This window comes from Kribbella flavida DSM 17836 (genome assembly GCF_000024345.1).
In the GTDB taxonomy this organism is placed as follows: Bacteria; Actinomycetota; Actinomycetes; order Propionibacteriales; family Kribbellaceae; genus Kribbella; species Kribbella flavida.
Genome location: NC_013729.1, coordinates 4,603,303 through 4,623,488, shown reverse-complemented (window position 1 = coordinate 4,623,488; position 20,186 = coordinate 4,603,303). Strand labels below are relative to the sequence as shown.

The 20,186-nt window shown below is 69.7% G+C and carries 15 protein-coding genes; 10 read left to right on the top strand and 5 right to left on the bottom strand.

Annotated features, from left to right (window positions below; translation table 11 throughout):
* Window positions 1–37: 37 nt before the first annotated feature.
* Complete coding sequence (locus KFLA_RS35820) at window positions 38–2,887, bottom strand: S8 family serine peptidase (protein ID WP_012921878.1); 2,850 nt, start codon at window positions 2,885–2,887, stop codon at window positions 38–40.
* Window positions 2,888–3,042: 155 nt separating this feature from the next.
* On the opposite strand from KFLA_RS35820, the gene KFLA_RS21280 reads away from it, so the two are divergent.
* On the top strand, window positions 3,043–3,384 hold the full coding sequence (locus KFLA_RS21280; protein ID WP_012921877.1) for a YciI family protein: 342 nt from the start codon (window positions 3,043–3,045) through the stop codon (window positions 3,382–3,384).
* Window positions 3,385–3,529: 145 nt separating this feature from the next.
* Here KFLA_RS21280 and KFLA_RS21275 read toward each other — a convergent pair whose 3' ends face one another.
* On the bottom strand, window positions 3,530–4,771 hold the full coding sequence (locus KFLA_RS21275; RefSeq protein WP_012921876.1) for an epoxide hydrolase family protein: 1,242 nt from the start codon (window positions 4,769–4,771) through the stop codon (window positions 3,530–3,532).
* Window positions 4,772–4,778: 7 nt separating this feature from the next.
* Entirely contained in the window at window positions 4,779–5,225 is a 447-nt protein-coding gene (locus KFLA_RS21270) for a MarR family winged helix-turn-helix transcriptional regulator (RefSeq protein WP_012921875.1), read from the bottom strand.
* An 850-nt stretch (window positions 5,226–6,075) separates the two neighbouring features.
* Between KFLA_RS21270 and KFLA_RS36795 the strand changes: the two genes are divergently transcribed.
* The gene (locus KFLA_RS36795) at window positions 6,076–6,585 is read left to right on the top strand and encodes a hypothetical protein (protein ID WP_148256689.1); all 510 of its coding nucleotides are present in this window, start codon (window positions 6,076–6,078) and stop codon (window positions 6,583–6,585) included.
* Between the two features lie 33 nt (window positions 6,586–6,618).
* Here KFLA_RS36795 and KFLA_RS21265 read toward each other — a convergent pair whose 3' ends face one another.
* Complete coding sequence (locus tag KFLA_RS21265; RefSeq protein WP_158307295.1) at window positions 6,619–7,536, bottom strand: CPBP family intramembrane glutamic endopeptidase; 918 nt, start codon at window positions 7,534–7,536, stop codon at window positions 6,619–6,621.
* Window positions 7,537–7,763: 227 nt separating this feature from the next.
* Here KFLA_RS21265 and KFLA_RS21260 point away from each other — a divergent pair, with 227 nt between their 5' ends.
* Entirely contained in the window at window positions 7,764–9,761 is a 1,998-nt protein-coding gene (locus KFLA_RS21260) for a sensor histidine kinase (protein WP_158307294.1), read from the top strand.
* Complete coding sequence (locus KFLA_RS21255; RefSeq protein WP_012921871.1) at window positions 9,761–10,429, top strand: response regulator; 669 nt, start codon at window positions 9,761–9,763, stop codon at window positions 10,427–10,429. The genes KFLA_RS21260 and KFLA_RS21255 overlap by 1 nt, the downstream gene beginning before the upstream one ends.
* 67 nt (window positions 10,430–10,496) lie before the next feature.
* Here KFLA_RS21255 and KFLA_RS21250 read toward each other — a convergent pair whose 3' ends face one another.
* Window positions 10,497–12,038 carry a glycoside hydrolase family 99 protein gene (locus KFLA_RS21250; RefSeq protein WP_012921870.1) on the bottom strand — a complete coding sequence of 514 codons (1,542 nt, stop codon included), beginning with the start codon at window positions 12,036–12,038 and terminating at the stop codon, window positions 10,497–10,499.
* 333 nt (window positions 12,039–12,371) lie between these two features.
* Between KFLA_RS21250 and KFLA_RS21245 the strand changes: the two genes are divergently transcribed.
* The 6 genes from KFLA_RS21245 (at window position 12,372) to xylA (ending at window position 20,163) form a co-directional block, all read left to right on the top strand.
* On the top strand, window positions 12,372–13,658 hold the full coding sequence (locus tag KFLA_RS21245) for an ROK family transcriptional regulator (RefSeq protein WP_237706554.1): 1,287 nt from the start codon (window positions 12,372–12,374) through the stop codon (window positions 13,656–13,658).
* Window positions 13,659–13,792: 134 nt separating this feature from the next.
* Entirely contained in the window at window positions 13,793–15,298 is a 1,506-nt protein-coding gene (locus KFLA_RS21240; protein WP_012921868.1) for a sugar ABC transporter ATP-binding protein, read from the top strand.
* On the top strand, window positions 15,298–16,596 hold the full coding sequence (locus KFLA_RS21235) for an ABC transporter permease (RefSeq protein ID WP_012921867.1): 1,299 nt from the start codon (window positions 15,298–15,300) through the stop codon (window positions 16,594–16,596). The genes KFLA_RS21240 and KFLA_RS21235 overlap by 1 nt, the downstream gene beginning before the upstream one ends.
* A 47-nt stretch (window positions 16,597–16,643) precedes the next feature.
* Window positions 16,644–17,699 (top strand): substrate-binding domain-containing protein, encoded by a 1,056-nt coding sequence (locus KFLA_RS21230; RefSeq protein ID WP_012921866.1) that lies wholly within the window; start codon window positions 16,644–16,646, stop codon window positions 17,697–17,699.
* Between the two features lie 33 nt (window positions 17,700–17,732).
* The gene (locus KFLA_RS21225) at window positions 17,733–18,896 is read left to right on the top strand and encodes a Gfo/Idh/MocA family protein (RefSeq protein WP_012921865.1); all 1,164 of its coding nucleotides are present in this window, start codon (window positions 17,733–17,735) and stop codon (window positions 18,894–18,896) included.
* A 106-nt stretch (window positions 18,897–19,002) separates the two neighbouring features.
* The gene (xylA, locus tag KFLA_RS21220) at window positions 19,003–20,163 is read left to right on the top strand and encodes a xylose isomerase (protein WP_012921864.1); all 1,161 of its coding nucleotides are present in this window, start codon (window positions 19,003–19,005) and stop codon (window positions 20,161–20,163) included.
* Window positions 20,164–20,186 lie beyond the last annotated feature (23 nt).

The window sequence follows — 20,186 nt, the reverse complement described above, 5'->3', positions numbered from 1 at the left end:
CGGCGGACGGGGACAGGGGCCGTGAAGTGAGACCAGATCAGCTGACCGTGAAGCTCTTGGCCGGGCTGACGCCGGTGGCGTGGTCGCCGTCGCTTTGGAAGACGACGCGGTAGGTGTAGCCGGCACGGGCGGTCGGCTTGATGGAGAAGGCGTAGTTGCCCGTGGAGTTCAGCTTGGTGGACGTGATGGTGGTCCAGGTCGAGCCCGTGGAGCGCTGCAGGTAGACCGAGGAGCCGGCGTGCTGCGGGCGGACGTAGCCGTAGAAGGTGGTCGAGGCGCCCAGCTTGATCGACGTCGCCGACAGGTTCGCGGTGATCGTCGGACGGACGTCGACCGTCCAGTTGCCGGTCCGCGAACCGAGCAGCGTCGCCGAACCGTTGTAGCCCCAGGCGAACACCGTCGAGTACGTCGGCTGGTAACTCACGCTGTACTGACCGGTGGCGCTGGTCGCGACCCGAGTGATCTCACGCCAGGTCGAGCTGTTCTTGTTCCGGCCGTAGAGCGAGACCGGTACGCCGGCCAGCGGCGCCTTCGTGTCGACGCGGACGGCGCTACCGCTGAGCGTGACCTTGCCGCCGAAGTTCAGCGCGGTGGCGTTGGCCGACAGGCTGGTGTAGGTCCCGGTCAGATTGGCTGTGACCGACGAGCTCCACTTGCCGCTGCGGTCCTTCACCCACGCACGGAACGCGTAGCTGGTCGCGTTGGCCAGCCCCGTCGCCGTCGCGCTCGACGCCTGACCGCCGTACGCCGCGGTGCCCGTGTTCGGGGCGCTCGGCGGGGTGGTGCCGGCGTTGCGCCGGACGACGACCTGGTCGAGGTCGGTGATGCCCGGCAACGTCCACTTCATCCCCGCCGAGCCGTACTGACCGGTCACGGTGAAGTTGGTGATCGGCGCCGGCGCGACGTCGACGGTCCGGAAGGCGATGTGGTGGCTTCCGGGCATCGTCGCCCCACTGGTGTCCTTCACGCCGCGCACGGAGATCCGGTACGGCGTGTTGTCCTGCAGCGGGCTGGTCGGAGCGATCGTGACGCGGTTGGTGTCTGCCTCGTACGCCGTCGTCGCCGCGATCGTCGCGCCGGTCTTGCCGTGCAGCAGCTTGATCCCGCCCATGCTCGCGGTGGCGAACGGCCGCTCGAAGGCCACCGAGGGCCGGTAGTTCTGCGGGACACCGCCGGTCAGGTTCGCAGGTGCCGAATCACGCAACCAAACGCGCTGGCCGACCGCGCTGCCGCCGGTCGAGGTTCCCGCCACTGCCAGCGAGTACGGCCGGCTGTCGCGAGAGCCGTTGTAGTTCGCGACCTTGAGGTACGCGCGGCCCGCGGGCAGCGTCAACGTCACCTTCTCGGCCTCCTTGTCGCCTGCGTCGCTGAAACCGATCAGCCGCAACTGGGCGTCGTACACCGACAGCATCGGGTCCAGGTTCTGCGTGCGGTTCCGCGGGTCGTAGCCAGGAGGGCTCACGGTGACGGTGACGTTCCGCGGTGCGGACGACTGGACCGAGTACCAGTCCTCGTCGCCTTCCGTGCCGATCGCGCCCGTGGTCGAGGTCGTCATCGCGGTGGCGCGGACCGGCAGGTCGTTGCCGTCCGGGCCGGCCGCCCAGAACTCCGGTGCCCAGGTGGCGCCGAGGGCGTTGGCGGCGTCGAGCACGCCGGCGCCGTAGTACGGGTCGATGCCCCGGGGACCCGCGTCCCGGGCCGTGGACTTGAGCCGCGCCTCGATCTGCGCGGGCGTCCAGCTGGGGTACTTGTTGCGCAGCATCGCCGCGACGCCCGCGACCATCGGCGCGGAGAACGAGGTGCCGCTGCCACCGAGGTACGGCAGGTATTCCGGCTCGAGCAACGCCCGAGGACCGGTGGAGAGGATGTTCCAGCCCGGCGCGGTGAGGTCGACCGAGTCGCCCCACGAGCTGAACGTGGTCAGCGCGCCGTTGTTGTCGGTGGCGCCGACCGAGATCGTCTCCGGGAACGCGGCCGGGTACTCCGGGACACTGTCGTACTCGTTGCCCGAGGCGGCGACCACGACGATGCCCTTGGCAACCGCCTTCTTGACCGCGTCGTGCATCACCGGGTTGTAGCTGCGTCCGCCCAGCGACATGTTGATCACCCGGGCGCCGTGCGACGCCGCCCAGTTGATTCCCGCGACGACGCTGGAGTCGCTGCCGGAACCCTCGGCGTTGAGGACCTTGACCGGCAGGATTCGGGCGTTCCAGGCGACGCCGGCCACACCGCGGCCGTTGTTGGTGTTCGCGGCGATGATGCCGGCGACCATCGTGCCGTGGCCCTCGTCGTCGTTGGCCGACGCCTTCGGGTTGAGCGCGTTGTACCCGGTGTACACCCGGCCCGCGAGTTCCGGGTGGCCGCCGTCGACACCGGTGTCCAGAACGGCGACGGTCTGGGTGCCGGCGGACTTGGAGAGGTTCCAGGCCTCCGGCATCCGGATCGTCGACAAGTACTTCTGGTCGACGCCGTAGTACTCGTCGTTCGGCGTTGCCGCCGACTTGCGGATGTAGTTGAGCGAGGCAAGCTCGACGCTCGACTCGGCCTTCAGCTTCTTGAGCAGCTCAGGGGCGGCCGCGTTGCTGGTGACCGTGGCGTAGTCACCGGTGACGGGCGCGGCCGCCTGCCGGCTGTTGTGCTTGGCAAGGACGTTCGCTCGGGCGGACTTGCTCGCCTTGGGCGAGAACTTCACCAGCACCGAGTGCGGGTCGTACGCCTCGACCTCGGCGGCTGCCGGCGCGGACCGGCCGGGAACCGGGAAGGCGTTGTAGAAAGGCTTGGGCTCGGCCGCGGACACCGAGGAGCCGGTGATCGTGGCCAGACCGGCGGCTACCAGGGCGGCTGGTAGGCCGATTTTGAGCAGGTGGGACGGGCGGATGGGCAACACGGGACCCCCCCAAGGGTCTCAGAGTGACATTCTGGGCGGGAGTATGTCAGAGGCATCCGACAGGTTCGCCGACGTCCGGATGTCAAGAGCTGCAATTTTGCCTCGACGTCCCGGCCGGAACGCCCGCTCGGGGCGAGCCCGGTGAGAGGAGAACGATGAAGTACATGCTGCTGATCCGGCCGGATCGGGACTTCGACGGGCCGGTGCCGGCGGAGATGATCGCGGCGACGGAGGCGTGGGTGGAGGAGATGACCGCGCGCGGTGTCCGGCTGCACGGCGACGCGCTGCGGCCGGCGTCCGAGGCGACTGGCGTGAGCCGGCGCGACGGCCGGGTGGTGACGACCGACGGGCCGTTCGCGGAGGCGAAGGAGCAGATGGGCGGCTACGACCTGATCGAGTGCCGCGACCTGGACGAGGCGATCGAGATCGCAGCCAAGCATCCGGTCGCCGAGATCGGCATGGTCGAGATCCGCGCCGTGCGCGAGATCGCCGGATAGCGGCGGTCGCGCCGCACTCCTGAACAACCCGGGGCGTCCGGCCGGTATCGGCCGGCCGGTGCTCCCTGCGGCGTGATGCCGGGGAGTGACTGAGCCGTACTGCGAGCGAGTTGCGCCGGCTCGTTCGCAGTACGGGCTCGGCGGGTCAGTGCTCGCTCGGCCGGTACGGGCGCATCGTGTTGCGGAGGTCGGTGGTCCACTCGGCGGGAATCTCCCAGGGGATGAAGTGGCCGCCGCGGTCGTGGCAGGCGATGTTGACGTGGTTGTACCAGGCCGCTCGGTCGCTCTCGAGGAAGTTCTGCACGCGCTGCTCGGACGTCGTGACGCCCGGCGGGTTCTCGTAGCTCACGAACGTGATGCCGGTCGGAGCCTCGACCACCGGCCACCGGTCGTGCGACGGGGTCCACGGATAGCGGTTGTTGTTGGCATAGGTACGGATCGAGGTGTCGATCGCGTTGCCGGCCCAGTAGATCGTCGCGTGCGTGAGCAGGTCGTCCTTCGAGAACACGCTCTCCACGTTTCCGCCGTTGTCGGACCACTTCGTCCAGCGTTCCAGCATCCAGGCGAGCATGCCGGTCGGCGAATCGGCCAGCCCGTAGCCGAGCGTCGACGGCGCCAGCATGTGCGCGGCGAGGTGGACCGCGAACCGCTTGTCCAGCTCGAGAATCCGTGCCCTCACGTCGTCCGGCAGCTCGTCCGGGATCGGGCGCCCGCCGCTGAAGTCCCAGGCGCGCTCACCTTCGAAGAACGTCAGCTTCAGCGCCGACCCGATGTGGATCGCGTAGAGCTCGTCCGCGTACTTGTGGCCCAGCTGTCCGGTCACCAACGCGCCCACGTCGCACCCGGCCGCGGCGTACTTGTCGTACCCGAGCACACCGGTCATCAGCTCGTGCCACACGTCGGCGATCTTCCAGAAGTTCATGTCCGGCCGGTCGGCGAGTGGCGTGGAGAAGCCGAAGCCGGGCAGCGAAGGCACGATCACGTCGAACGCGTCGGCCGGATCACCCCCGTACGCCGCCGGGTCGGCGAGCCGGTCGATCACCTTCGCCCAGTGCCAAAAGGTCCACGGCCAACCATGGCTCAGGATCAGCGGCACCGGGTTGGGCCCGACTCCCGGCTTGCGGACGAAGTGCACCGGTACGCCGTCGACCTCGACGCGGTAGTTCTCGTACGCGTTGATCGCGCTCTCTGCGGCCCGCCAGTCGTACCCGTCGGCCCAGTACGCGACAAGGTCCTGCAGATCAGTACGCCGTACGCCGTAGTGGCCGTCGGCGTTACCGACGTCCAGCGGCCATTTGGTCGCGGTCAGCCGGCGCCGGAGATCGTCGAGCACCTCGTCCGGAACGTGTAGCGGCGCCGGGTCGAGCGGGAAGGAATTGGTTGCCATGGGCCCCTCAATCGGTCTGGTGGTCGTCGGCGGCGACCTCGGTCAGCCGCTTCAGCACCTGGACGGAGTCGGTCAAGATCGCGCGTTCTTCGGTGCTCAGCCGGTCCACGAGCTGTCCGAGCCGCTCCACCCGGCTCGCCCGGCGGGCATCGACGATCTGCTGTCCCGCGGCGGTCAGAGACAGCAGCACGGCTCGCCCGTCGCTCGGATCCGGCGCTCGGGACACCAGGCCGTCGCGCTCGAGCTTCGCGACCAGGCTGGTGAGCGCCGGCTGCTTCAACTGCTCGGTGGCGGTCAGGTCGGTCAGCCTCAGCGGCCCGCGCCGGGCCAGCGTGTGCAGCACCGAGAGGCTGGAGAAGCTCAGTCTGCGGACCGAGGGCAGCCGGATGAAGAGCGTGATGAAGTCCTCGATCGCCGTCGTCAGTTCGTCCAGTTCGAGTGTCGGCTCGGTCACGCGCGCAATTGTATCGATTCTCGATGTAACTCGTCACGAAGATTTTTTCCTCGGAGCAGCACGGCTTCGCTCCGTGTAGTTACCGACACGTCCCGACGGCAAGTGTTAAGGGCGTGTTGGGAAATGCCGGTGGTGTGGTTCGTCGGGGACTACGGCGGGCAGATAGCGGGTTGGACGAGGTGGGTGTGGGCGCGGATTTCCGGGCGAGTTCACCGGCTGGGGCCGTTGCTGTGTGCAAGACAAGGTCAGCCCTGTGTGACGCTCGGTGACTTCCTCTGGTCGCACCCCCGGTGGGCATGACACCATCGGCCACCGGGGAGACATGTCATCAGGGGGCGGGCGAATGGTGAGAGTCAAGCGGGCGAACCGCGCAGACACCGAAAGGTCGCACTGGCCGAGCGGAACGGACGCCCAGGACACGGACAAGCCGGGACAGGACGCGGAAGCGCCCCGCCCCACGCAGGACGCTCAAGGTGAGGCTGAAGACAACGGCCACCTCAGCACGAACCCACAGGTAGGCATGAACGCTTCGCAAGCACACAGCCCTGAAACTCCCGGCAGTCCGCAGGTCGGGGCGGTCAAGAACCCTCCGGCCCCAGCTGCGCCGGGCCACGAGGTGCCTACCCGGGTGACCGGGCGGCGGACTCCGATCGGTGGCGGTAAGGCCGCGGGCGGTTCTGGTGAGTCCGCCGGCGACGACCGGGCCCAGGATTCCACCGGTGACGACCAGGCTCAGAATTCCACCGTCCAACTCACCGACGCCGACGCCCAGAACACGGGGGAGCGCTCTCCGAGCCCGGAGACGCGGACCTCTGGCGACTGGCGTGATCAAGTGTCAGCGGGTTCGACCATGCGCCAGGTGCCCCCGCACCCGCGGACGGCAGGCTTCGGTACGCCGGTCCGGGTGGACGAGATCGCCCTCGCCGCGAAAGCGCTCTCCGAGGACCTGCTCGCGGCCACCCAGGGATTGCCCGAGTCGGTGGCGTCCCGGCAGCTTCGGCGCGATCTCGACGAGGCCGCCGACACGTTCCGCGCGCTGGCCAGCGAACTGCAGTCGACCGCGGGCGACTTGATCCGCCTGGCAGCCAGTGAGGGGCAGGTCTGCGGTGTGACGTGGGGAGTCTGCCCCGACCACGGTCTCACCCTGGTGAACGTGGGCGAGGCAGCGAGCTGCCACGTTCTCGGCTGTCACCAGGAGCAGGTCGCGCCGGCAGAGCCTTGTACGCAACCGGTTGCGTACAAGGTGGTCGACGTCGCCGGCCCGGCGATGTTCGCCTGCGCCGGACACGCGATCGCCTGCCGCCTCCACCTGGACGGCGCAGTCATCACCCTGGCCACCGACAGCCTCGAGGTGCTCTGAACCCGGAAGAAGGCCAGGCCGGTGGACCGGCAGCTACGCAGGTTGACGACCGGCTGCAGCTTCCACCGGCGGGTAGGTAGCCGCTCCGCCCCACGGTCGATGCGAGTCGTCAGCCGGGCCCTGCGGAGGAAGGTGATGCGTGGCAAGCTTCCGACGCCGCGCGAGGCGCAGAATCACCGCGGCGTAGAGGCAGCACGCGATCACGTCGGCCACGGCCATGGACCAGGGCATGTCGGCCGCGGTCTCGTCGGAGGCCAGTCCGCCGACGAAGGAGGCTGCCGCGCTCATCGGAATGAGGTTGGTCACCACGTGCAGGGCGATGGCCGCCTCCAATCCGCCGGTACGGATCGTGAGCCAACCGGTCAGCGCCCCGTACGCGGCAAGGTCGGCGAATCCCCACGGAGTACCCCAGCCATGGGCCGCTGCGAACAGCGCCGCCTGCGGCGCCAGCACGAGCCAGGGTGACCGTAAGAACGCACCGGTTGCCTGCAGCAACCAGCCCCGGAACACGTACTCCTCGGCAGCAGCCTGCAACGGGACGAGGAGGATGATCACCGCCAGGCCCGCCAGGAACGTCCTCCCGCCCACCCAACCGGCCTCGTCGTCCGGCGGCACGCCCGGATCGGTGAGCGAGGACAAGGCGCCACCGCAGACCAGCGCCACCACGACGGTCGGTGCGGCGATCGCCAGGCATCGACCGAGCCAGCCCCACCGAATCCGGCCGGCCACCGAAGAGACCGATCCCCAGGGCCGCTGCTGAATCCAGCGGACGGTCAAGGCGACTGCTGGGAGCCACACCGCCACAGCGAGCAGATCGACGGTCACCTCGCCGACCTCGCCGAGCAACGGCCATCCGTCCGCGTCAAACGGGATGCCGCGCGCCTTGGCGACGAGCACGCCCGCTTCGTAGGTCGCTGTCGTCGCGACAGCCATCAGGACCAGCAGGACCACGGTTCCGGTCAAGGGCCGCCACCAGCGGTGCCGACCGGTGATCCAGGCGAGCCGCTGGTAGGCGAGCGGTTCTAGCGGGTGCTTCAGCGTCATGGCTTCAGCCTGTCGACCCTCGCCGTCTTTGGCGTCAGTCCGCAGAGCGACCCGCGTCTCTGTCGCTGGGTAGAGGGCGGACGGTGGGCGTCTCTATCGCTGGGTAGAGACACGCATCCTCTTATGCTTCGGTGGTGAGGGAACACGTGCGCAACTGGCTGCTGCCGGTCCTGCTGGCCGCAGGATACGTGGCGGTGTTCCACGCGATCGTGGCCGCCGAAGAGGCCCAACTGAGCCGCGCCGAGTACGCTGCGGCTGACGCTGCGACGGTCGTGGCTGCTGCCGCTTTGGGCTTCCGGCGACGTGCGCCCGTGGTGACGCTGTGCGTGGTGACGCTGGTGACGGTCCTCGGTCAGCTCGCCACTTCGCCGGACAGCGTGGGCCCGCTACCGGCCGAGACGGTCGCCTTGTACTCCGTTGCGGTCCGGTGCCGCGGGGCGATCACCTGGCGCGCGGTCACCGTCCTCATCGTGGTGCAGAGCGTGGTTGCCTTCGGCGTCTTCGGTCGCGAGGACCTGGTTGTCAGTGCCGTCAGCAACCTGATCGTGTACGCCTGCATCGGCGGCTTGGGCGGGAAACGCCGCCGAGGCAAGGCCAGGCGGGCCGAAGCGGTGAGACGCGCACAGGCCATCGCGGAACGAGCGCGCGACGCGGCTGCCATCGAGCGTCGGCGACTCGCTCGCGACCTGCACGACGTCAGTGCCCACCACCTCACCTCGATCGTTGTCAGCAGCAGCGCGGCACAGCGGCTGAGCGACCGCCAACCTGAGCTGGCCGGCGAAGCGCTGACCTTCGCCGCGAAGACCGGGCGGGAGACCCTGACAGCGTTGCGCCGGCTGGTTGCCGTGCTGGAAACGGGCGAACGTGAGCAGGCCGAGCCGCCGGCCGGACGGATCGCCGAGCTCGCTCGGGCCTTCGAGCGACTGGGGCAGCAGGTCCGGGTCGACATCGACCCGGAGTTCTCCGGACCGGCCGCGGGAGCCGTCTTCGGGATCGTGCGGGAATCGCTCACCAACACCTTGCGGTACGCGCCGGGCGCCGCCGTGCGAGTCGACGTACGGCGAGAAGGCGACTGGATCGTGGTGCTGGTCGAGAACGGCCGGGGCGCGGCGATCCCGATCATCCGGCAGGGAAGTGGCCGTGGGGTCGCAGGAATGACTGAGCGAGCCGCGGCAGCCGGTGGCACTCTCACCGCAGGCCCCGGCCCTGACGGTGGCTGGCGAGTTCGGGCGACCGTCCGCGGGGACAGTGGTCCGGCCGCTCCCGAGCCCTCGTCCGCGCAGATGCCGCCGTTCCGGCCACCGCCCCCGGTGGGCGCGCGGCTGAAGCGGTGGGCGATCGATACGGGCATCGCGCTCGCTGCCGTCGTTCCACCGGCCGATGCGGTGCTCACGGCGCTCGCCGACGAGCGCCCCGCGGATCGGGCAGCTGTGACGAGCCTTGGGTTGCTGCTGACGCTGATTCCGGGACTGGCTTTGCTCGGGCGGCGGGACCGGCCGTGGGGCACGCTGGGAGGCGTCGTCGCGGCCGGCTGGCTGTGGCCGGTGCTGATGGGCCCGGGTGTGCTGCCGGCCACGTTCGACCTGGGCGCGCTGTTCGTCGTCGGCGCACATGCAGCCGCGGTCTACGCCGTCGGCCTGTACGGCGGTCCTTCCCGCCGAACGTGGTTGTCGGCGGTCATCTCGGCAGGGGGCTTCGGCGTCGCGATGGGAGCGATCGAAGTCGTCGCTCCCCTCGAGGGCGAGCCGGGCGACGTGGGGTACGGGGTCTTCCTGAGCGTGCTGGTGGCTCTGGCCGTGCTGGTCCCGCTGCTGGGGTGCTGGGCAGCCGGGCGCGCCGTGCGCCGGCGAAGGTATTCCGGCCTCGACGACGCCGACGAAGCACTTTCCGAGGAGGTACGGGCCGCCGTGGCCGCGGTCCACACCGAGCGCCAACGAGTCGCCGCGGGGCTGCACGACAGTGTCCTGACCCGGACGAGCCGGATGATCGGGTTGGCGGAAGCAGGATGTCTGGACGGCGTGATCACCGAAGCGAGGGCGGCGCTGATGGCAATGCGGGAACTGCTGGACTCGTTGTACGACAGCAGCGCGCCGGCACCCCTGTCCCCGCACCTGACCGGGAGGACCAGCTGATGGCTGTCCGGGTGCTGGTGGCCGACGATCAGGTGGTGGTCCGCGCGGGGTTCGCCGCGATCGTGAACGCGGAGCCTGACCTGACCGTCGTCGGCCAGGCAGGTGACGGCACGACGGCGGTGTCCCTGGCGGGCGAGCTCGATCCCGACGTGGTGCTGATGGACATCCGCATGCCCGGTCTGGACGGCCTCTCGGCAACCCGGCTGATCACCGGTCGCGGGGACCGGCCACGCGTGCTCGTGCTCACCACCTTCGACCTCGACGCCTACGTGTACGAGGCGCTGAGGTCCGGCGCGTCCGGGTTCCTGCTCAAGGACGCCCGACCCGAAGACCTGCTGACCGCCATCCGGGTCATCGCGGCCGGCGACGGGATGCTGGCGCCGACGGTGACCCGCCGGCTGATCCATGCCTTCGCCCAAGCAGCCCCCACGCCGGGAACAAGCCAGACCCTCGACCGACTCACCCCGCGCGAGCGCGAAGTCCTGGCGCTGCTGGCCGCAGGTCGCAGCAACGCCGAGATCGGCGACGAACTCGGCGTGGCGACCGGCACCGTGAAAACCCATGTGAACGCGCTGCTGAGCAAGCTCGACGCCCGGGACCGCGTGCAGGCGACCATCATCGCCTACGACACCGGACTCGTCCGCCCTCGCGATCCGCACATCCGCTGACCAGGTGAGCTGATCGAGCAACGATGATCCGGTGCTGCTCGATCAGCTCTTCAGGCGGTGTCAGGAATCACTGGATGCGGCAGGAGGTCAGGTGGTCGTTGGCGTTGGGTGACAGGGTGGTGAAGTTCGCGGTGTTCGCCGTCCAGGTCCAGGACTGGCCGCCGAAGTTGTCCTCGGAGTACGCGGTGACCGTCCAGCCGGACGGGATCCGGACCGACGACGCCCAGTTGTCCTGGACGCCGGCGGCCTGCAGCTGGGCGCGGGTGTAGTTGCCCTTGGCAAGCGGCTGTCCCGGGGTGCCGCCGTAGTCGACGTGCTCGTAGAAGATCACGCCGCCGGTGCCCTGGGCCGGCATCGGCGGGGTCGGCCGGTTCGGGGTGAGCGCGAGCTGACCCTTGAACATGCGCCCGCCGTCGTTGGTGAGCCGCAAGTAGTAGTCCGCGGAGCAGGCGGTGCCGTCCTCGTCGAGCGCCCGGATCCCCGATCCCTGCGGAACCCAGGCCGCGCTCTCCGCGGTCTTGGCGATCTGGTTGCCCTCGTTGTACTCGTCGAACATCGAGATGTACAAACCCTGCACGCCGACCCGCTTCAGGTTGTAGAACTGCCGCCACATCAGATCCCCGTGCCGGCGGTGTCCGGACTGCAGGTCGCCGGGGATCACGCACGGCTGGTAGTCGATGCCGTGGGCGTTGCAGTCGGCCTGGTCCTGCAGATAGACGTTGTCGTAGAAGTGGTCCGCGCCGGCGAGGTCGGTGATCCGCCCGACCATCCACGGGGAGAGCATGTTGAAGGCGTGGTAGACGTCCAGGTAGCCGGGGCGCGAGTCCTCGACGCCGCGTCGCCAGTGCGTCGGCACGCCGCCGATCACGTAGCAGCCCTGGCTCTTGAACCAGTTGACCACGTCCAGGCAGACCGCTGCGGGCCAGGTCTTGTTTCCCTCGTTGAACCCGAAGCCCCAGATGCAGACGACCGGTTTCCCGTTCTGCCGCGCGTACGCCGGTGAGGCCGTGTACGCGCTCATCTTGCTGGTCCAGTCCTGCTTCATCTCCGACTGCATGTTCTGCCAGCCGGTGGCGTCGTACATGATGTAGAACTTCCGGCCGTACTGTTCGGCGGCCTGGCGCACCTTGACCGCCATCGCGTCGCGGGTCGGCCCCTCGCCGCCGAATGGGTTGAACCGCTGCAGAGCCGCGGTGTCGCAGCCGTGCTGCTGCATCCACTGGAAGTGCGTGTTCACCGTTTGCTGGTCGTACGACGAGAACAGCTTGGCAGGCTGGCCGTTGCCGAGGTTCGAGTACGCCGTCTGGTAGGTCCTTGTGTAGTCGCGGACGTCCGGCCAGCTGCCGAGTGCGTTGTTGGTCGGCGACGGCGGCTGGCCCCAGTTGTTGCTCCAGTGCCACCAGCCGTTGATCGGGGCACCGTCCCCGGCGCAGGCGAACCAGCCCTGGTAGCCCACGGTGATCTTGCCGACCACGTCGCCGGGAGGGCTCGCCACCGGTGTTGCCGTCGTGGCAGAAGCGGTCAGCGCGCCTCCGACCGAGGCGCCGGTGGCCGCGGTGGCGGCGCCGGCCGCGGACGCGGCCAGAAAAGTACGTCGTGTGAGTGCCATGTGCAGGCTCCTGGATGGGCGGACAGGACTGCGGAGAGTGGCGCCGAGCGTACAAACGGTCGCTTCGGCCCGCAAGGGTTGATCGCAAGACTTCGAGGAAAGCTCGCAAGAATTCGACTCGGTTCGCACAGGGAGCGCTCCCTGACTGCCAGGGAGCGCTCTCTGCCGTTCTGACGATCTTGCGGTGCTCGGAAAAAATGTGGGCGCGACATCTTGACGCCGCGTGAGCTGCTACTTAGTTTGTTGGCTCAACAGACAAAGTCTGTGACCGCCATCACACACGCTCGTCGGGGTGCGTGAACGCGGGCCGTTCTCCTGTCGGGGGAGAAGGGGGTGGGGAGCCTCATGCTGACCGAAGGGCGGGCAGGCGGTGGTGTGGTCGCTGCGGACCACGTCTCGCTGCGCCGCAACAACTTGTCCGTCGTGCTGCGGCACGTGCGGGCTGCCGGTCCCCGTTCCCGCGCCCGGATCGCCGCCGAGACCGGCCTGAACAAGGCCACCGTCTCCAGTCTGGTCGCCGAGCTGGTCGACCGTGGCCTGCTCCGTGAGGGCCGGGCCGAGTCCGAGCGAGGAGCCCTCGGACGGCCGGGGCAGCTGGTCGAGCTCGACGGCAGCGCTGTCTGCGGAGTCGGCGCCGAGATCAACGTCGACTACCTCGCCGTCACCGCGCTCGACCTCGGCGGCGAGATCGTCACCGAACGGCGCGTACCGCTCGACGTCGCTCACCTCGATCCCGGCACGACGCTCGACCAGCTGGCGGAGCTGATCAGCGGGGCTGTGCGGGTCGTCGAAGCCCGCGGCGGCGAGGCCGCCGGGGTCACGCTCGCGGTTCCTGGCCTGGTGCAGAGCACGACCGGTTCCTTGCGGCTCGCGCCGAACCTGGGGTGGGCGGAGCTGCCGATCGTCGACCTGATGCAGGAGCGGCTCGACGCACCGGCGTACCCGGTGCGGGTGGACAACGAGGCCAACCTGGCGGCGCTCGCGGCGTACACCGAGCTGCGCAAGGACACCGACGGCAAAGCCGAGGACATCGTGCTGCTGACGGGCGCGGTCGGTGTCGGTGGCGGGATGGTCGCGGGGGGCCATCTGCTGCCTGGTGGGCACGGGTTCAGCGGCGAGGTCGGGCACATGCCGGTCGCTCCGGCCGGTGGGATCTGCGGCTGTGGCCGGACCGGGTGCTGGGAGACGGTTGTCGGTCTGACGGCGTTGCTGAACAAGGCGACCGACCCTGATGACCCGGTTCGCGATCCGTCGCTCGACGTGGAGCAGCGGCTGGCCGAGATCACCCGGCGGGCCGAGGCCGGCGAGGCGCGGACGCTGCGCGCGCTCGCCGATGTCGGGACGTGGCTGGGCATCGGCGGCGCGATCCTGGTGAACATCCTGAACCCGAACGCGCTGGTGCTCGGCGGGTACTTCGCGGTGCTCGGTCCGTGGCTGAAGGAACCGCTGGAGAGCGCGATCCGCGATCGGGTCATCGCGCCGGACGGTGGCGGGTGCCGGGTGGTGCAGTCGGAGCTCGGGTTCACGGCGGCGGTCCGCGGTGGGGCGCTGATCTCGCTGGACCAGGTCTTCCTCGACCCGACCCTGATCGGCCGCGACGCCACCGGAGTCGCCCAGTGAACGACCAGGACAAGCCTTCCGGCCGTCCGGCGAACGCGCCGAACGCCGATGTGCCGGGAAACGCGGGGAGCGGGGCTGCTCGCCGAGACGTGCGGGTGGACGACGTGGGTGGGGCCAGTGGAAGGGGTGATGGGGTGGACGGCGAGTTGCTGCGAATGACGGGCATCGTCAAGCAGTTTCCGGGAGTGCGGGCGCTGGACGGCGTGGACCTGGACGTCCGGCGGGGCGAGGTGCACTGCCTGCTGGGCCAGAACGGCGCCGGCAAGTCGACGCTGATCAGGGTGCTGACCGGCGCGCACCAGCCGGACCAGGGCACGATCATCGTCAACGGCAACGAGGTCGCGCTGAACAGCCCGACCGCGGCGATCGACCTGGGGATCGCGGCGATCTACCAGGAGCTCGACCTGGTGCCGGACCTGACCGTCGCCGAGAACGTGTTCCTCGGTCACGAGCCGGCCCGGTTCGGCATGACGCGCCGGCACGAGACGAACGTGCGGGCCCGCGAGCTGCTGACCGGCCTCGGTCACGGCGAGATCCCGGTCGGCCGCGCGGTCGGTCTGCTGCCGGCCGCGGGCCAGCAGGTGGTGAGCATGGCGAGAGCGCTTTCTCGTGACGCTCAGCTGATCGTGATGGACGAGCCGTCGGCGGTGCTCGACCCCGAAGAGGTGAGCAACCTGTTCCGGGTGATCCGCGACCTGACCGCTCGCGGCGTCGCGGTCATCTACATCTCGCACCGGCTCGAGGAGATCCGCGAGATCGGCGACCGGGTCACCGTGCTCAAGGACGGTGCGACCGTCGCGACCGGCCTGGACGCGCGCGAGACGCCGACCTCCGAGCTGATCCGCCTGATGACCGGCCGCTCGATCGAGTACGTGTTCCCGCCGCGCGCGGCGGTCCCGGGCGACGCGAAGACCGTGCTCGAGGTGACCGGCCTGTCCCGGCCGCGCGAGTTCGCCGACATCGGGTTCGCGGTCCGGGCCGGCGAGATCCTCGGCCTGACCGGACTGGTCGGCTCCGGCCGGTCCGAAGTACTGGAGACCGTGTACGGCGCCCGGCGACCGGCGACCGGAACGGTCAAGGTCGACGGGGTCGAGCTGAGGCCCGGCCGGGTCCAGGCGGCGGTGAAGGCCGGTGTCGGTCTGGCGCCGGAGGAGCGCAAGAGCCAGGCGCTGCTGCTGGACGAAGCGGTCTACAAGAACATCACGGTCTCCAGCATGCAGCGGTTCGCGAGCGCGGGATGGCTCAACGGGCACGCCGAGCGCACGGCCGCCGAGGAACTGACCAAGGCGCTGGACGTCCGGCCGGCCGGAGTCGACCACCCGGTGCGCAACCTGTCCGGCGGCAACCAGCAGAAGGTCGTGCTGGCGCGCTGGCTGCTCCGGGACTGCCGGGTGCTGCTGCTCGACGAGCCGACCCGGGGCGTCGACGTCGGCGCGCGCTCGGAGATCTACGCGCTGATCCGCAAGCTGGCGGCGAACGGGGTCGCGATCGTGCTGGTCTCCAGCGAGGTCGAGGAAGTGCTCGGTCTGGCCGACCGGGTCGTGGTGATGCGGGAGGGGCGGGCCGTGCACACCGGACCCGCGCAGGACATCGACGAACACCGGGTCCTCGACCTGGTGATGGAAGGAAGTGCCGTGTGATGGGCGAGGAAGTCGCACGACCAGGAACAACCCCCGAGGGACCGAACGGAAAGTCCCCCGTCCAGGACTCCGTCCCCAGCACCACCGGCGCGACGCCAGGCGGCGCGCCGGCGGCGGGAGGGGTCTCGAAGGAAGCGGCCGGCGCGGGATCGCCCGGCCGCCGGGCGGGCGCCGAGGCTCCGGCTTCGCCGCTCGGCGCCGGGTTGCCGGCGCAGGCGGCCCAGGGGCCGCGGGACGGACTCCCGGCCCAGGCCCTCGACGGAGCGACCGCGTCAGCGACCGCCTCCGGGCAGACGACCACGACCCAGCCGGCAGCGCCGCGGCGTACCGGCGGACTGGGGTTGTTCTCCGGCGGGATCGGGCGCAACGTCGGACTCTTGGTGGCGCTGGTGCTGCTCTGCATCGTGGGCGTCGCAACCGCCGGCGACACGTTCGCCACCGGAGCCAACCTGCTGACGATTCTGCGGGCCGCCGCGGTGATCGGTGTGGTCAGTGTCGGTATGACCTTCGTCATCACCGGCGGCGGCATCGACCTGTCGGTCGGCGCGATCCTCGCCCTCGCCTCGGTCTGGGCGACCACCCTGGCCACCCAGCAGATGGCGCTCGACTACGGCGTGATCTTCATGGTCAGCACCGCCCTGCTGGTCGGCGCCGCCTGCGGCCTGGTCAACGGCGTGCTCGTTGCCTACGGCAAGATCGTGCCGTTCATCGCGACGCTGGCGATGCTGGCCGCCGCCCGCGGCCTGGCCGAGATCATCTCCGACCGCCGGACCCAGATCATCACCGTCAACTCGTTCAGCGACGTCTTCGGCGGCTCGCTGATCGGCGTTCCGGTGCTGGTCTGGATGTTCGTGCTCGTCGCGGCGCTGGGCTGGGTGCTGCTGAACCGGACCACCTTCGGCCGCCGGACCTTCGCGGTCGGCGGCAACGCCGAGGCGGCCCGGCTGGCCGGCATCAAGGTCCAGCGGCACACCGTCGCGCTCTACGTGCTGCTGGGAGTGTGCTGCGGCATCGCCGCGGTGATGCTGATGGCCCGCACCACCACGGGCACCTCCACCCACGGCGTGCTGTACGAGCTGGACGCGATCGCGGCGGTGGTGATCGGCGGCACGCTGCTGTCCGGCGGCCGCGGCACGATCGTCGGCACCGTGTTCGGCGTGCTCATCTTCACCACCCTGAACAACGTCTTCACCCTCAACAACCTGAGCCTGTCCGCCCAGTCGGTGGCGAAGGGCCTGATCATCGTGATCGCGGTCCTCCTCCAGCAACGCCTGGCCGCCCGCGCCACCAGTTCCTAGCCGTCGCACCAACCCCTGTAGAACAAGCAGCACATTTGGAGGACAGCATGTCCGCACGACCCGTCCGGTTCCTGAAGGTCGCCGGTATCGCCGGCCTGAGCTCGCTGGCGCTGATCGCCTGCACCAGCAACACCCCGGAGGCCGAGAAGACCTCCGACAGCAACACCACCCAGGCGGCGGCCGGCGGCGGCAGCAACGACGCGCCGGGCCAGAAGGTCCGGATCGGCTTCTCCGCGCCGGCCGCCGACCACGGCTGGATGGCCGCCATCACCAAGGCCACCCAGGCCGAGGCGAAGAAGTTCAGCGACGTGGAGCTGGTCGTCGCCGAGGGCACCAACGACGTGAACCAGCAGATCAGCCAGGTGGAGACCTTCATCAACCAGAAGGTCGACGCGATCGTGCTGCTGCCGTTCGACGGCGCCGCGCTCACCGCGGTCGCGGTCAAGGCGATGGAGGCCGGCATCACGGTGGTCAACGTCGACCGCGAGTTCAGCAGCAACTTCGCCGCCCGCACCACGGTGCTCGGCGACAACAAGGGCATGGGGGTGTCGGCCGGCACCTACATCTGCCAGGAGATGAAGGGCAAGAAGGACGCGGTGATCGCCGAGATCGCCGGCATCGACTCGCTGCCGCTGACCCAGGCCCGCAGCCAGGGCTTCAAGGAGGCGCTGGCCGACTGCGGTCTGAAGGTCAGCAACCGGGTCGCCGCGGAGTTCACCGTCGAGTCCGGTGAGAAGGCCGCCGCCAACCTGCTGCAGGCCGCTCCGAAGATCGACGCGCTCTGGAACCACGACGACGACCAGGGCGTCGGCGTGATGGCGGCGATCAAGAACTCCGGCCGCAAGGAGTTCTTCGTCGTCGGCGGCGCCGGCTCGGCGAACGTGATGCGTGACATCAAGGCCGGCAACACGCTGATGCGGGCGACCGTCATCTACCCGTCCACGCAGGGCGCGGACGGCGTCCGGCTGGCCCGGCTGCTGGTGCAGAAGAAGGCCCTCGGCGACCTGGTGGAGGTCGAGGTCCCGCGCACCGTGCAGCTGTACGCCCCGGTCGTCACCAAGGACAACGTCGACCAGTACCTGCCGACCGCCTTCGAGAGCTGATCGGTACCGCGAGAGCTGAGGAGCAAAGACCGGATGACGAACCTGGGCATCGGCCTGATCGGGTACGCCTTCATGGGCGCGGCCCACTCCCAGGCCTGGCGCAGCGCGCCGCGCTTTTTCGACCTGCCGCTGCACCCGGACCTGAACGTGCTGTGCGGCCGCGACGCCGAGGCGGTGCGAGCGGCCGCCGGCAAGCTCGGCTGGAGCACCACCGAGACCGACTGGCGCACGCTGCTCGAGCGTGACGACGTCCAGCTGGTCGACGTCTGTACGCCGGGCGACAGCCACGCCGAGATCGCGATCGCCGCGCTCGAGGCCGGCAAGCACGTGCTGTGCGAGAAGCCGCTGGCCAACACCGTCGCGGAGGCCGAGGCGATGGCCGCCGCGGCGGCGAAGGCGGCGGCCGGCGGGATCAGGTCGATGGTCGGGTTCACCTACCGGCGAGTCCCGGCGATCGCGCTGGCCCGCAAACTGGTGGCCGACGGCAAGATCGGTACCGTCCGGCACGTCCGGGCGCAGTACCTGCAGGACTGGATCGCGGACCCCGAGGCGCCACTGTCGTGGCGGCTGGACAAGGACAAGGCCGGCTCCGGCGCGCTCGGCGACATCGGCGCGCACATCGTCGACCTGACCCAGTTCATCACCGGGGACCGGATCGCCGAGGTGAGTGGCCGGCTCGAGACGTTCGTCAAGGAGCGTCCCAAGCCCGAGGCGCACAGCGGCCTGTCCGGTACGGCGAGCGCCGAGCGCGGTCCGGTCACCGTGGACGACGCCGCGGTGTTCCTCGCCACCTTCCGCGGCGGTGCACTCGGCGTCTTCGAGGCGACCCGGTTCGCGACCGGCCGCAAGAACGCGATCCGGATCGAGATCAACGGCTCGAAGGGCAGCTTGGCGTTCGACTTCGAGGACATGAACCTGCTGCACTTCTACGACGCGACCGAGGACCCGGAGACGGCCGGGTTCCGGCGCATCCTGGCGACCGAGCCGGTGCACCCGTACGTCGCCGGCTGGTGGCCGCCGGGTCACCTGCTCGGCTACGAGCACGGCTTCACCCACCAAGTGGTCGACCTGGTCACGGCGATTGCCGAAGGCAAGGACCCTGAGCCGTCGTTCGCCGACGGCCTGCAGGTCCAGCGTGTGCTGGCCGCCGTCGAGACCAGCTCGACCTCCCGACAATGGCAGGAGATCCCCGAATGACAGTGCATATTGCCGCGCCTCCGGCACGGCGGGCCGTGAGGCTCAACTCCCGACCTTCCCTCGTCACTCCAGTCGCTTCGCTCCTCAGTCCAGGTCGGGAGGCCTCATGACCGGTTTTACCCCGAGCAAGGCCGACAAGTTCTCCTTCGGCTTGTGGACGGTCGGCTGGGAAGGCGTCGACGTCTTCGGTACGGCGGTCCGCGCGCCGCTCGACCCGGTGCTGGCGGTGGAGAAGCTGGCCGAGCTGGGTGCCGCCGCGATCTCGTTCCACGACGACGACCTGGTCCCGGACGACGCGCAGCGCCGGCAGGTGCTCGAGCGGTTCACCAAGGCGCTGGCCGACACCGGGATGGTGGTCGAGATGGCCACCACGAACCTGTTCGCCCACCCGGTGTTCAAGGACGGCGGCCTGACCGCGAACGACCGCGACGTCCGCCGGTACGCGCTCGCGAAGGTGCTGCGCAACGTCGACCTGGCCGCCGAGCTGGGCGCGACGACGTACGTGCTGTGGGGCGGCCGGGAGGGCTCGGAGTCGGGCGGTTCCAAGGACGTCGGCGCCGCGCTGGACCGGTACAAGGAGTCGATGGACCTGCTCACGACGTACGTGCGCGAGCAGGGCTACGACCTGCGGTTCGCACTGGAGCCGAAGCCGAACGAGCCGCGCGGCGACATCTTGCTGCCGACGATCGGGCACGCGATCGCGTTCATCAACGACCTGGAGCACCCCGAGCTGGTCGGCATCAACCCCGAGGTCGGGCACGAGCAGATGGCGGGGCTGAACTACGCCCACGGCATCGCCCAGGCGCTGTGGCACGGCAAGCTGTTCCACATCGACCTGAACGGGCAGCACGGGCCGCGGTTCGACCAGGACCTGCGCTTCGGCGCCGGCAACCTGCGGGAGGCGTTCTGGACTGTGGACGTGCTGCAGGGCTCGCAGGGCCGGCCCGGGTACGACGGGTACGTGCACTTCGACTACAAGCCGCCGCGCACCGAGGACCTGGACGGCGTCTGGGAGACCGCGCGCGGCTGCATGCGCAACTACCTGGTCCTGCGGGAGAAGGTGGCCGCGTTCCGGGCCGACCCGGAGGTCGCCGAGGCCCTCGCCGCGGCGCGGGTGGCCGACCTGTCCGAGCCGACGCTCGGCGCGGGGGAGTCGCTCGACGACCTGCGCAAGGCGTCGTACGACCCGGACGCGCTGGCTCAGCGGGGCCTCGGGTTCGAGCGGCTCGACCAGCTCGCGATGGATCACCTGCTGGGTATTCGATAACCACACCTCCCGCGCGGGGCAGA